Genomic DNA, 13,055 nt, shown 5'->3' on the forward strand with positions numbered 1-13,055 from the left:
GTCATGACCACCCCGGAACCGGACCCCGACGCGCCGGTGATGGTGCCGGTTCCCCGGCCCGCCAAGGACCGCCTCCTGCAGGACGGCCGCGACATGTTCTGGTCGATGGCCCCCCTGGTGCTGATCTGCATCGTGCTGGCCGGTGTACTCGGTATGTGCACGTTCGCGCCCAACGGTCCCGGTCAGGGTGACATCCCGCAGTTCGACGCCCCGGCCGCGCTCCAGGCCGACGCCGAGGTGCTCAAGATCCCGATCCGGCTGCCGCAGCTGCCGGCCGGGTGGCAGGCCAACTCGGGTGGTCGCGGCAGTATCGACGGCGGGCGCACCGACCCGGCGACCGGACAAGCCGTCCGGGCGGTGACCTCGCGGGTCGGCTATATCGCCCCGAGCAAGATGTATCTGAGCCTCACGCAGAGCAACGCCGACGAGGCCCGCCTGGTCGGTCACCTGAATCCCGAGGCCGTGCCCACCGGCGCACAGGACGTCGACGGGGTGACCTGGGTGGTCTACGAGCCCGGCGAGGGAGAGCCGATCTGGACCACCCGTATGCAGACCGGCCAAGCCCAGATCGCGATCACCGGCGCCGGGTCCCAAGACGACTTCCGCACGCTGGCCAAAGCCGTGCAGAGCCAAGCTCCGCTGCCGGTTTAGTCCTTCGGTTCGGGGCCCTCGCCGGGCACCGGCGCCGCAACCACGGGTTGGCGCCGGGCCGCGCGGGCCCGCGCGATGAGACTTCGCAGCCGACTGGGCTTTTCGGGTTCATCCTCGAGCGCCTCGGTGCCCATGTCCATCGGCACCCCCTGGTAGACCCACAGGTACACACTGATCGTGGTGACGATGACGATCATCACCACCGGCCCGATCACGATGCCCAGGAAACCGAACATGGTGATCCCGGCGAACACCGACAGCAGCATCAGCGCGGAATCCAGTTTGGCCTCCTTGGGCACCAGGATCGGGCGCAGCACATTGTCGATGTTGGTGACCACGATGACGTGGAAGACGATGACGAAGATGCCGCCCCAGATGTTGCCGAAGATCGCCAGACCGATCCCGAACGGGATGGTGACGATGCCGCCCCCGAGCGGGATCACCGACAGCGCCGACAGCAGGATGGCGAAGATGAAGAACCCGTCGTGGAAGCCGGCGATGTAGATCGAGATGGCGCCGGCGGTGCCCTGGGCCAGCGCGATGACGAACTGGCCGCGCACGGTCCCGCGCACCATGGCCGCCATCTTGGCCAGGTACAAGTCGGTGGCCTCCTCGCCGAGCGGGTTGAGCCTGCGGATCAGCAGCCGCAGGTCGTCGCCGTTGACCAGTAGCGAGATGAACACGTACAGGAAGATGATCGCGGACGTGAGGCCGCCGAACAGGCCGCCGGCCGCGCCCTGCAGGAAATGCAGGCCCCACTCGCCGGCGCGCTGGGCGAAGGTGATCACCCAGCCCTGCAGCTGCTCGGGGGTGATGTCGGTGCTCTTGAGGAACGGCAGGCGGTCGAGCAGTTCGTTGAGGATCCCCAGTGACCGGTCCCCGAGGGTGCTCAGGTCGGTCCTGCCCACCCAGTCGGCGACGCTGCGCACCATGGTGGTGATCTGCACGACGCCGATGGCGACCGCACCGCTGATCGGAATGATCACGATGGCCAGCGCCGCGAACAGGGTCACGGTGGCCGACAGGCCGGCACTGAACCGGCCGCGCAGCCGCTCATAGAGCGGGTCGAACAGATAGGCCACCACCGCCGCGACCACGATGAGGATGAAGTAGCCGCGCAGGAAGTAGGCGCCGAAGACGATCGCCATGACGGTGGCGATCGCCAGGGCCCGCTTCTGGCTGAGGGTGAACTCCGTTTTCACGGGTCTATTTGACAGGTTCTGTCACGGTTGCGCGAGCTTCATGATGTGGCCGAGCAGATCCGGGTACCGCTTCATGTGCGCCCCACCGTTGAGATCGAGCACCTCGCCGGTGAGCCAGGACGCCCCGGTGAGGAACACGACGGCTTCCGCGATGTCGGCCGGGGTGCCCGCTCGGCCCAACGGCGTGTTCTCCACGTACTCCTCCACCACGCCGGGCACCAGGGCCGCGCCTTCGGTCAGCGGGGTGTGCACGAATCCGGGTGCGACGGCATTGACCCGGATTCCACGCGCGGCCAGCTCGAGCGCGGCGACCTGCGTGAGCATCGAGAGCCCGGCCTTGGCCGAGCAGTAGGCGCTCATGCCGGCGGCGGGTTGGCGTCCGTTCAGCGAGGAGATCGAGACCAGTGAACCGCCGTCGTTGAGATACCGGCCGGCGTACTTGGTGACGATGAAGGCGCCGGTGAGGCAGACATCGACGACGGCCCGGAAGTCCTGCACCGCGAGGTCGACGATCAGCCCGATATTGGAGAAGCCGGCACAGCTCACCACGGCATCGATGTTCCCGGTCTGCTCGAAAAGTGTTGCCACCGAGTCTTCGTCGACGACGTCGACGGCGGCTGCCGAGTGCGGGTCGCCGAGTTCGGCGGCCCGGGCTGCGGCACCTTCGGCGTTACGGTCGGCGACCACGACGCGGTAGCCCTGGCCGGCCAGGGCCTGCGCGCAGGCCCAGCCGATACCGGATGCCCCGCCGATCACCACCGCAGTCCTCACTGGTGAGCCTCCGGTCGGGGATCGCCCCATTTGTCGGCGATCGCCTGCCACGGGTTCGCGTACCGCAAGCCGGTGCCGTAATACGCCGTGCGCCGCTTGAGGACCTGCTTGACCAGCGGTGCGACCACCCGGAGCAGCGGTCGTGTGATGCCGGCGTGCTCGGCCGTCTCGATCAGCATGTCGGGCCACGAATGGTGCTGGAAGCCAAGGACGTGCTGGGCGCGGGTGGTGTCCATCCAGTCGGTGTTGAACCAGCCGTCATCGTCGGCCGGGTCACCCTTGAGCCCGGTGGGCAGACCGCCCACCAGCCCGAGCGCCGCCGCCATCGCCGGGGCCACGTCACCCTGGAGCAGGCGGTGGGTGGCGTCGTCGCCGCCGATCAGCAACGTCTCGCCCACCGCGTCGGCGGTGGTGGCCGCGGCGAAGGCGCGTGCCACATCGCGGACATCGACGGTCTGCAACCGGCCGTCGGTGGGCAGCATGCCCTCGAAGGAGAAATTGTCCATCTTCATGTAGGAGCCCGGGCTGACGGTGAGGACACCGCCGAGTCGCAGGATCACCCAGTCCAGTGCCGAGGTGCGCACGATCTTCTCGGCTTGGACCTTGTGGTCGCCGTAGATGTCGGCGGGGTTGACCGGGGTGTCGGCGGTCAGCACTCCCGAGACCGTGTGCGGATTGCGTGACCCGTACACGGCGATACTGGACGCCAGCACGAAACGTGGTGGACTGGAGAGCTTTTCGGCGGCACGCACCAGGCTGGCGGTAGCCTCGACGTTGACGCGCTCGGCAAGCCCGCGGCGTTGGTAGATGAACGGCGGGATGACCGCCGCGAGATGGATGACCGCCGACGGGGACACCTCGTCGACCAGGGCGCCGACGGCGGCGGGATCGGTGAGGTCGGCCCAGCGCACGGTGACGCCCACCGGCAGCGAGTCGGCCGCCTTCCGGGCGGCCGGGGTGTCCAGGTCGGTGGCCACCACCGACCGACCGTCGTCGGCAAGGCGTTGCACGGTCGCCGACCCGACCAACCCGAAGGCTCCGGTCACCAAAACGGTTTCGGTCATACAGGCTCCATCACGAGTATTAGAACGTGTTCCAACATTAGCGAACGGACCGTGTGTGCGCGGGTCACCGTCGGCGCGCCGGCAGGTCAGTTCCCGACACAGCGAAACCCGATATGGCTCATCCCGGTATCAACCATCTGCGGTCGCCGCGCGGCCGGACGGTAGCGCATGCAGTAGCTGTCCGCGCACAGGAAGGACCCGCCCTTGATGACCTTGCGCCCGATCCTGAACTGCGGTTGCGCGGGGTCGTAACTGTCGGCGACGCAGCAGGGTCCGGTGGTGCGGTCCTCGGCGTACCAGTCGGTGGTCCACTCCCACACGTTGCCCGCCATGTCGAAAAGGCCGTAGCCGTTGGGCTCGAAGCTCCCGACCGGCTGCGTGGTGCCGTAGCCGGATTCCGGCAGGTAGGGGAATTCACCATGCCAATAGTTGGCCCGGCGTTCACCGGGTTTCTCCGGGTCCGCACCCCAGGTGTAGGTGGCGCCGGGCAACCCGCCGCGGGCCGCGGTCTCCCATTGCGCTTCGCTGGGCAGCGACAACCCGGCCCAGGCCGCGTAGGCCGCGGCGTCCTCGAACGCGATGTGCACCACCGGGTGCCGGTCGCGGTCGGTGAGCGAGGAACGGGGTCCGCGTGGATGGTTCCAGCAGGCCCCGGGCGTCCACGTCCACCATTGGCTGAGGTGCCGCAGATCCACCGGTCCCGCGGTGCGCCGGAACACCATCGAACCGGGGACCAGGTTCTCCGCGGGTGCGCCGGGGTAGTCGGCGGGATCAACCGGCCGTTCGGCGACGGTTCGGTAGCCGGTGGCCTCCACGAAGTCCGCGAACTGGGCGTTGGTCACCTGGTGGCGCTGGATCCAGAAACCGTCGACGGTCACCTCACGTGCCGGTCCTTCCTCCGGATAGTGGGCGTCGGAGCCGAGTGTCGTCGTCTGCGCCGGGACCCAGACCAGATCGGTGTCAGTCACGAAAGACGGTCGCCCAATCATCGCGCATGCTGACCGTGGTCCACCCGTACTGCTCGGCATGGCCGAGGGCGCGTTCCGCGCCTGCGGTATACGCGAATTCGCGCTCGGCATCGTCGTGGTGCACCAGCATTTTCAGCGACGGCCCGTCCTGGGCGCCCGTGTACATCAGCATTTCGTCGTCACCGTTGGAGTTGCCCGCCGCGAAGATGGGCCGGCGCCCGATGCGGTTCCAGATGCGCACCGGCTTCTCGGGGCCGTCGTCCCAGATGTCCAGTGCGGGTTGCAGCAGCAGATCGCCATACCCGTCGGCGCCGACGAACTTGAGGCCCTGGGCGCTGCCGACGACCCGTTCGGGTGGAATGCCGTAGATCTGGCTGGTGACCGGGCGCATGAAGTCGCGACCACCGCCGGACACGATGTAGCAGGCGAACTCGTGATCGGCCAGATAGCGCAGCAGTTCCACCATGGGCGCATAGGTGCACTCCAGGTACCGGCGGTGCAGAGTGGGGTGCATCGCCTCGGCGAAAAAGGTGCCGACGGCGGCCGCGTGATCTTCCACCTTCACCGAGTCGTGCAGTGAGAGCACCGCCGCGGCAAGAGTTTTCAGGTCGGTGTCATCGCCCTGGTAGTGCTTGGTGATGGCACCGCCGAACCACTGCAGGTCGCCGTTGTGCGCCGCCAGATAGGGCTGTCCCTCGGCGAGTGACGGATCTGCGGCCACCTTGTCGGCCAGCCGTCGCACGATGAAATCGAGTTGGATGTACATCGGCTTCTCACACCACAGCGTGCCGTCGTTGTCGAACACCGCGACCCGCTCGACCGGGTCGACCTCGCGGGAGACCCGCGCCACGAACTCGATGATCGCCGACCTGGTGGGCCCGTCCTGCCAGGACTGCAGGGCCACCGTCAGTCGCCCCGGCCGGCCAGGAACTTCTCCAACTCTTCGACGGCATTGCTGATGGTGAACGACGCCGGTTCCTGGCGCGGCGGAAACTCCTTGAAGGTCTCCAGGAACTGATTGACGATCGCGCTCCCGTAGAACATCAGGTAGAGCCTGTCGATGACCCAGTCCCAGTAGGTGTTCGAGGTGACGTCGGCGCGCTCGAGCGGATCGGTGCGCAGGTTGAACAACTTGGGGGCCCGCAATTTGGTGAACGGTTCGAACCACACCTCCAGGGTGCCCTGGCAACGCTGCTCCATGAAGACGATCTTCCAGTTGTCGGCCCGGATGCCCAGCACGTCACCGTCGTCGGAGAAGTAGATCATTCCGCGGCGTGGGCTCTTGTCGACCTCGCCGGTGAGATAGGGCAGCAGGTTGTAACCGTCGATGTGTACCTTGAAGGTCTCCTCGCCGGCCCGATGGCCGACCTTGAGCTTCTCGACGATATCGGGATCACCGGCGGCCGCCAGGAACGTCGGCAGCCAATCATGGTGCTGGACAATCTCGTTCGAAACAGTTCCCGGCGCGATGCGGCCGGGCCAACGGATCAGCTCCGGGATGCGGAAGGCGCCCTCCCAGTTGGTGTTCTTCTCGCTGCGGAACGGGGTGGTGGCGCCATCGGGCCAACTGTTGGCATGCGGGCCGTTGTCGGTGGAATAGATGACGATGGTGTCCTCGGCGATCCCGAGTTCGTCGACGAGGTCGAGCAGCGTGCCGACATGGCCGTCGTGATCGACCATGGTGTCGTGATACGGCGACTGCCAGCGCCCGGCCTGGCCGACGCTGTCCGGCTTGGTGTGCGTGCGGAAATGCATGTGGGTGGTGTTCATCCAGACGAAGAACGGAGTGTCCGACGCGTGCTGGCGCTTGATGAAATCCGCACAGGCGGCCGTGGTCTCGTCGTCGATGGTCTCCATCCGCTTCTTGGTCAGCGGGCCGGTGTCCTCGATGCGCTGTCGGCCGACCGGCCCGTACCGCGGATCGACCTCGCCGGAATCCTCCTCGGTCGCCCAGGAGTGGATGACGCCGCGGGGCAGTAATGCCTTGCGCAGCAGCGGCGCCTCCTCGGCGGTGGGGTAGTCCTCATGCTCGGGCTCCTCCTCGGCGTTGAGGTGGTACAGATTGCCGAAGAATTCGTCGAACCCGTGCGCTGTGGGCAGATACTTGTTGAGGTCGCCGAGGTGATTCTTGCCGAATTGGCCGCATGCGTACCCCAGCGGCTTGAGCAGTTCGGCGATGGTCGGGTCCTGCTTCTGCAGGCCGACGTCGACGCCGGGCATGCCCACCTTGCTCATCCCGGTGCGATACACGCTCTGCCCGGTGATGAATGAGGCACGGCCGGCCGTGCAACTCTGCTCACCGTAGGAGTCGGTGAACAGCATGCCCTCTTTGGCGATCCGGTCGATATTGGGGGTCTGATACCCCATCATTCCCCGGCTGTAGCAGCTCAGGTTCCAGATGCCGATATCGTCGCCCCAGATGACCAGGATGTTCGGTTGAGATGTCGGCACAGGTCAGTCCTTTGCTCGGGGTTCGTGCGCGTCTCTACATTGCGATCGACGCCCGGGCGCCCCGGCGCGGGCCGGCGGCGCAGAGCTGTCCGGAGGTCTCCGTACGAGGATGGGGAGCCTCTCGCCGGGCCATGATGCCTCCTCTGATCGGCAACGCGCCTGCCGGGAATACTAGGAGCCGGCCGGCGCCGGCGGGCAGGATCGGCACACTCGGCACGGGCGGCGCGTATCGGGTTGGGTTTCACGGTGATTGTGGGCCGCGTCCGCCATCTCCGGTTCGCGGTCTACGCTGGAGGAATCGTGGGTTCCTCGCGTGCCCGATCCGTCGGTTGCCGTCTGCGGTCGCTCTGATAGTGATGGGAGCATCGCCGATGGTCGATGTCACCGCCGAACATCCAACCGCCACCCGGCTCGCGATCTGCGGTCGCACCGATGAACGCGGCACCGTCGACGGTGCCTGGTGGCCGTCTGCCTACGACCTCAAGGCCACGCTGCCGGATCTGATCTCGGTGATGGGCCGCTGGCTCGGGCCGGTCTCGCGCGTGCTGTATGACCCGAGCCTGTTTCCGTCGGCGCCGTCGCGCATCATCCGGGGCACGACGGTGATCTCGGTGGACCGCTACTCGCTGGTGGCCAGCGACACCATCTATCTGACCGGCACCCACACCCGCAATGCCCTGCTCTATGTGGTGCCGCCGCAGACCGACGCCGACCATGCGTGCGACCTGCTCAAGCGGGTCGAGAGCACCACGATTCCGATGACGGTGCGGATGCTGCGCGCCCTTGTCGGAGGCCATCCGGCGGCGCGCGAACACCTGGGCTGATTTGGGTCGCGGGCGTTTCGTACCGTAACCTGGGCCTCACGTTTCCCCGGCACTGTAGACGCCGCGCGGGAAGCCAGAGGCCGGGGCGCTACAGCGTCACCGGCCTTGTCCAGCTCTGGGGACGGTGTCTGAGCCCTCGGCATCGGCCCATTCGGCGAGCTCACGGACCAGCGCGGGGTACCGGCCCCGGTCCGGGCGGAAGATGTCGTGTGGTGAGTCGGGGAATTCGTACAGCCGCGCATCGGGGAACGACCGGCGGTAGCGGTCCCATGCCGCCGCGTCGATGATCGGGCTGTTGGGGCTGCGCACCACCAGAAGTGGCGGCCCCCACTGCGCCAGCGGTTCCCACATCGACCGCGACACCGCGGCGGCGAACGTCGCGACCGCAGCGTTGCGGTCGACCCGCTCGTGCACCGGTGTGCCCCGCCAGCGTCCGTCCAGCACACCCATGGCGATCTGCTCGGGCAGCGCGATCTCCTCGGGCAGGTAGTCGCCGATCGAGATGGACCGGACCCGGTCCGGATGAGCCAGCGCCCAGGTCAGCGCGTAGGACGTGCCGCGGGAGAAGGTCATCAGGTGCACCGGGCCGGCGGTCACGTCGTCGATGACGGCTCCGATGTCACCTGCGCGTGCTGTCGCGTCGTACGGTCCGCCGGGCGCCACGCTGCGTCCATGGCCGCGCAGTTCGACGACGACGGTGCGCCGGCCGAACAGCGGCAGCACCGCGATGTAGTCCTCTGCCACGCAGGTGAACCCGGGCACGAACACCACGGGGGCGCCACGGTCGTCGCCGCCGGAGTCCAGATAGCGGATACGGGCATCTCCATGGGTGGCGATGCGGAACTGCGGCATGGGTGGAAGTAAATCAGCCGTTCGGTGGCACCGGTGCGGCAGCCGCCACCACCGGCTCGGAGCCCTGCGATTCCATCTGCCGGAAGAGCTCGGTGTAGTACGGCAGGCATTCGGCCATCGCTGCTTCGGTGGTGTACAGCGGCTCATACCCCAGGTCGCGGCGCGCCTTGGCGATCGAGAAGTAGTTGTTCAGGTAAAGCCGTTCCACGGCAAGGGGTTCGACCAGCGGCTCGCGGATGCCGTATTTGAAGTGCAGCCATTGCCAGGCCATCATCGCCTTGTGCACCAGCTTGCCGGAGACCCGGAAGTTCGGCAGCTTGCGCCCGCAGGCCTCGACCACGGGGCGGGCGAACTCGAACATGTTCAGCGGTTCGCCGTCGTTGATGAAATACGCCTGGCCCGGGGCTGATCCGCCCGGCACCAGGTGCTCGGCGGCCAGGATGAAACCGTGAATCAGGTTGTGCACGTAGGAGTTGTCGAGCTTGATGTTCTTGTTGCCCACGAGCACCTTGACGTGCCCGGCCAGCACGTTCTCGAATACCTTGCGGAACATCGTCTGGTCGCCGCGGCCCCAGATGCCGCTGGGCCGGATGGAGCAGGTCAGCATGCCGTGCTCGCCGTTGCAGCCCAGCACGAACTGCTCGGCGACAACCTTGGTCTCGGTGTACAGGTCATTGAACCGGCCTGTGTACGAGAGTGTTTCATCGCCGTTCTGGATGTCCTGGCCGCCCATCACCACGCTGTTGGACGCGGTGTAGACGAAGCGTTTGACACCCGCGGCCTGCCCGGCGTGCACCAGGTTCTTGGTGCCTTCGACGTTGACGCCGAAACTGCGCTTGCGGTACTCCTCGGTGACCGACGCCCCGCCCATCAGGTCGATGATGGCGGCGGTGTGGATGACGGTGTCGATACCGTCCACGGCGGCGGCCACATCGCCGGTGTCGGTGATGTCGCCGACGACGGTCTGCAGGTTCGGATGCGCGGGCAGCGGGGACGGGGCCCGGTCGAACGAGCGGACCTGCAGGCCGCGGTCGAGCAGTGTGGTCACCAGGTTGGCGCCGACGAAGCCGGACCCGCCGGTCACCAGGACTCGGCCCAGGTCAGTGCGCAGTGTTGGGTCTCCCATGTGACGAGGATAACTGAAACGTGTTCCAGTTTTGAACCCCGGAGGGCAGAGTCCGTTCGGACCCGCGCCGTCAGCCGTCCTCGGACTCGCTCGCCGCCAGGGTCTCGGCCACCTTCTGACGCGCACCGGCGAGGTGCTCTTCGCATCGTTTGGCCAGCTCTTCGCCGCGTTCCCAGAGCTTGAGCGAGGTGTCCAGATCGAGGCCGCCGTGCTCCAGCTGCGCCACCACCTCGATCAGTGCGTCCCGCGCCTCTTCGTACCCCAATTGACTAATGGGCTTCATCTGCACCCTCGCTGACTGTTGTGATGGCACCGTCGGCGACCCGCACCCGCAACCGGGTGCCCGCCGGGGCGTCGTCGACCGATCGCAGGATCGGCCGGTCTTCACCCGATTCCCGGGCATCGACCACCTGGACCACCGCGTAGCCGCGTGCCAGGGTGGCCGCCGGGCCCAGTGTGCTCAGCCGGGCCCGCAGATGCTCGAGTCGATCGGTTTCCGCGGCGATCAGCCTGCTGATGTCCCGGCGGGCCGTGCGCCGCGCCCGGTGCACCTCCTCGGCGCGGGCATCGAGGGCCTGCAGGGGCCGGGCCAGCACCGGTCGTGAGCGCAGCCCGTCGATGACGTGCTGCTCGCGGCGCACCCAGTTGCGCAGCGCCTGCGCACTGCGCCGGCGCAGATCATCGACCTGGGCCTGCTCGGCGGCCGCGTCGGGGACCACACGTTTGGCCGCGTCGGTCGGGGTGGCCGCCCGCAGGTCGGCCACCAGATCGCAGAGCGGGTTGTCCGGTTCATGGCCGACGGCGCTGATCACCGGCGTGGTGCAGGCCGCGACGGCCCGGCACAGGGTCTCGTCGGAGAACGGCAGCAGATCCTCCACGCTGCCGCCGCCGCGGGCCAGAATGATGACATCGACGTGTGGATCGGCGTCCAGCGCGGCCAACGCCTCGACGATCTGAGCGACCGCGTTCGGGCCCTGGACGGCGGTGTTGCGCACCGCGAACGCCACCGCCGGCCACCGGCCGGAGGCGATCGCCATGACGTCGTGCTCGGCGGCCGATGCGCGGCCGGTGATGAGCCCGATGGTGTTGGGCAGGAAGGGGATCGGTCGCTTGAGTCGACGATCGAAGAGTCCCTCGGCCTCCAGCAGCCGGCGCAGCCGGTCGATGCGGGCGAGCAGTTCGCCGACCCCGACGGCGCGGATATCGCTGACCCGCAACGAGAAGCTGCCCCGGGCGGTGTAGAACTGCGGTTTGCCGTGGACGATCACCTGGACGCCTTCGGCGAGTTTCACCGGCGCGTTGACCACCAGGTCACGCGGACAGGTCAGCGACAGGGACATATCGGCGGCCGGGTCGCGCAGCACCAGAAATGCGGTGGGAGAGCCGTGCCGCACGTTCAGCTGGGCGATCTGCCCCTCGACCCAGACGGTGCCCAGCCGGTCGATCCATTTGGCCACCCGGGTGGCCACGGCGCGGACCGGCCACGGGTTGTCCGGGGACTGGCCGGGTTCGCTCACTTGGCCGACGCGCGGGTGATCCTGTTGGCGAGCAGCGTCTGAAACGGGGCGCGGGCCTTGTTGGCCTCTTCGAAGGCCAGCAGCGCCTCCAGCTCGTCGAGTTTGAGCGAGGTGAGCCGCGCGCGCAGCTGCGCCAGCGTCAACGTCTCGTAACCGATCCGCTCGACGACGCCGGGAACCCCGGCGCTCCCGTTACCGGCCGGCTCGACCACCTCCGGGGTGGCCTCACCCTCGCTGAACAACGCAAAGCGTCCCTCGGTGAGACGTGTCACCGGGGCAACCTCGTCGTCATCGGCGAGGTTGCGGAACGGGTCGTCGGGCAGATCTTCGTCGAAGGTCGCCCACTCCGGTTGCTCGTCCTTGGGCGGGAACAGTTCCTCGAGGGCCTCGTCGCCGCGGTTGACCAGATCGGCGACGTCCTGCTGCACCTTCATCACCAGATGGGCCAGTTGGCTGGCCACCGTCATCGGGTAGGTCAGGATCGTCTGCGGGAGCTTGCGGGTTTCGTCCAGCGCGGTCACCGCCGCGCCCACCAGCAGTCGGACTCCGTATGGTGCAGTTGCCATGGGTGCAGCCTACGGCTGGCCCGGCGGGCATGCCGGTAAGTACCCTGGTTGCATGCCACCAACCGTCAACATGGGTATTCCGGGCGCCGCCAGCTCGGTCAGTTCACCGGTGGTGGGCAAACGCGTGCTGCTCGCCGAACCGCGCGGCTACTGCGCGGGCGTCGACCGCGCCGTCGAAACCGTGGAACGCGCGCTGGAAAAGCACGGCGCCCCGATCTATGTGCGCCACGAGATCGTGCACAACCGGTATGTGGTGGACACGCTGGCCAAGGCCGGGGCGGTCTTCGTCGAGCGCACCGACGAGGTGCCCGAGGGGGCCATCGTGGTGTTCTCCGCGCACGGGGTCGCGCCGACCGTGCACGTCGAAGCCGCCGAACGGAACCTGCAGACCATCGACGCGACCTGCCCGCTGGTCACCAAGGTGCACAACGAGGCCAAACGGTTCGCCCGCGACGACTACGACATCCTGCTCGTCGGCCACGAGGGCCACGAGGAGGTGGTCGGCACCGCCGGGGAGGCACCCGACCACGTCCAGGTCGTCGACAACCCGGACGCCGTGGACAACGTCACGGTGCGCGACCCGAACAAGGTCATCTGGCTCTCGCAGACCACGCTGAGCGTCGACGAGACCATGGAGACGGTGCGCCGGCTGCGGGAGAAGTTCCCGACGCTGCAGGACCCGCCGAGCGATGACATCTGCTACGCCACCCAGAACCGGCAGGTCGCGGTGAAGGCCATGGCGCCCGAATGTGAGCTGGTCATCGTCGTCGGGTCGAAGAACTCGTCGAACTCGGTGCGGCTGGTCGAGGTGGCGCTGGGCGCCGGCTCGCAGAACGCCTACCTGGTCGACTACGCCGACGATATCGACCCGGCCTGGTTCTCCGGCGTGACGACCGTGGGAGTCACCTCCGGCGCGTCGGTGCCCGAGATCCTGGTCCGCGGGGTGCTGGACCGGCTCGCCGAATACGGCTACGGCACCGTGCAACCGGTGACGACCGCCAACGAGACACTCGTGTTCGCGCTGCCCCGGGAGATCCGTCCGCCGCGCGACTGACGGTACGTT

At 67.6% G+C, this 13,055-nt stretch carries 14 protein-coding genes; 3 read left to right on the forward strand and 11 right to left on the reverse strand.

Annotated features, from left to right (window positions below):
- Positions 1 to 3 precede the first annotated feature (3 nt).
- Positions 4 to 651: a DUF4245 domain-containing protein gene (locus A7U43_RS09300; protein ID WP_067993894.1), complete on the forward strand. Its 648-nt coding sequence runs from the start codon at positions 4 to 6 to the stop codon at positions 649 to 651.
- Here A7U43_RS09300 and A7U43_RS09305 read toward each other — a convergent pair.
- The 6 genes from A7U43_RS09305 to A7U43_RS09330 all read right to left on the reverse strand — a co-directional run bounded on the left by A7U43_RS09305 (position 648) and on the right by A7U43_RS09330 (position 7,107).
- Positions 648 to 1,853 carry an AI-2E family transporter gene (locus A7U43_RS09305; protein WP_067993895.1) on the reverse strand — a complete coding sequence of 402 codons (1,206 nt, stop codon included), beginning with the start codon at positions 1,851 to 1,853 and terminating at the stop codon, positions 648 to 650. The genes A7U43_RS09300 and A7U43_RS09305 overlap by 4 nt on opposite strands.
- A 21-nt stretch (positions 1,854 to 1,874) precedes the next feature.
- Positions 1,875 to 2,654, reverse strand: coding sequence for an SDR family NAD(P)-dependent oxidoreductase (locus A7U43_RS09310; RefSeq protein WP_067993897.1), 780 nt, complete (start codon positions 2,652 to 2,654; stop codon positions 1,875 to 1,877).
- Complete coding sequence (locus A7U43_RS09315; RefSeq protein ID WP_067993900.1) at positions 2,621 to 3,688, reverse strand: NAD-dependent epimerase/dehydratase family protein; 1,068 nt, start codon at positions 3,686 to 3,688, stop codon at positions 2,621 to 2,623. Before A7U43_RS09315 ends, A7U43_RS09310 begins: the two co-directional genes overlap by 34 nt.
- An 86-nt stretch (positions 3,689 to 3,774) precedes the next feature.
- Complete coding sequence (locus A7U43_RS09320; protein ID WP_197499983.1) at positions 3,775 to 4,656, reverse strand: formylglycine-generating enzyme family protein; 882 nt, start codon at positions 4,654 to 4,656, stop codon at positions 3,775 to 3,777.
- Positions 4,649 to 5,566 carry an HAD family hydrolase gene (locus A7U43_RS09325; protein ID WP_082902394.1) on the reverse strand — a complete coding sequence of 306 codons (918 nt, stop codon included), beginning with the start codon at positions 5,564 to 5,566 and terminating at the stop codon, positions 4,649 to 4,651. The genes A7U43_RS09320 and A7U43_RS09325 overlap by 8 nt, the downstream gene beginning before the upstream one ends.
- Positions 5,563 to 7,107 (reverse strand): arylsulfatase, encoded by a 1,545-nt coding sequence (locus A7U43_RS09330; RefSeq protein ID WP_067993905.1) that lies wholly within the window; start codon positions 7,105 to 7,107, stop codon positions 5,563 to 5,565. The genes A7U43_RS09325 and A7U43_RS09330 overlap by 4 nt, the downstream gene beginning before the upstream one ends.
- Before the next feature lie 371 nt (positions 7,108 to 7,478).
- Here A7U43_RS09330 and A7U43_RS09335 point away from each other — a divergent pair, with 371 nt between their 5' ends.
- Positions 7,479 to 7,931: a DUF5994 family protein gene (locus A7U43_RS09335; protein WP_067993907.1), complete on the forward strand. Its 453-nt coding sequence runs from the start codon at positions 7,479 to 7,481 to the stop codon at positions 7,929 to 7,931.
- 96 nt (positions 7,932 to 8,027) lie between these two features.
- Here the strand turns inward: A7U43_RS09335 and A7U43_RS09340 are convergent, their stop codons facing one another.
- From A7U43_RS09340 to A7U43_RS09360, 5 genes are all read right to left on the reverse strand, one after another.
- Complete coding sequence (locus A7U43_RS09340; protein WP_067993910.1) at positions 8,028 to 8,783, reverse strand: alpha/beta fold hydrolase; 756 nt, start codon at positions 8,781 to 8,783, stop codon at positions 8,028 to 8,030.
- 13 nt (positions 8,784 to 8,796) lie between these two features.
- On the reverse strand, positions 8,797 to 9,909 hold the full coding sequence (locus A7U43_RS09345) for a 3-beta-hydroxysteroid dehydrogenase (RefSeq protein WP_067993913.1): 1,113 nt from the start codon (positions 9,907 to 9,909) through the stop codon (positions 8,797 to 8,799).
- Positions 9,910 to 9,979: 70 nt separating this feature from the next.
- On the reverse strand, positions 9,980 to 10,192 hold the full coding sequence (locus A7U43_RS09350) for an exodeoxyribonuclease VII small subunit (protein ID WP_067993914.1): 213 nt from the start codon (positions 10,190 to 10,192) through the stop codon (positions 9,980 to 9,982).
- Entirely contained in the window at positions 10,179 to 11,426 is a 1,248-nt protein-coding gene (gene xseA / locus A7U43_RS09355; protein ID WP_067993917.1) for an exodeoxyribonuclease VII large subunit, read from the reverse strand. Before xseA ends, A7U43_RS09350 begins: the two co-directional genes overlap by 14 nt.
- Complete coding sequence (locus tag A7U43_RS09360) at positions 11,423 to 11,992, reverse strand: lipid droplet-associated protein (RefSeq protein ID WP_067993919.1); 570 nt, start codon at positions 11,990 to 11,992, stop codon at positions 11,423 to 11,425. Before A7U43_RS09360 ends, xseA begins: the two co-directional genes overlap by 4 nt.
- Positions 11,993 to 12,044: 52 nt before the next feature.
- Between A7U43_RS09360 and A7U43_RS09365 the strand changes: the two genes are divergently transcribed.
- Positions 12,045 to 13,046, forward strand: a complete 1,002-nt coding sequence (locus A7U43_RS09365) for a 4-hydroxy-3-methylbut-2-enyl diphosphate reductase (RefSeq protein ID WP_067993921.1) — start codon at positions 12,045 to 12,047, stop codon at positions 13,044 to 13,046.
- The last annotated feature ends 9 nt before the right edge of the window (positions 13,047 to 13,055 follow it).

The sequence above is a fragment of the Mycobacterium adipatum genome, from assembly GCF_001644575.1.
GTDB lineage: Bacteria > Actinomycetota > Actinomycetes > Mycobacteriales > Mycobacteriaceae > Mycobacterium > Mycobacterium adipatum.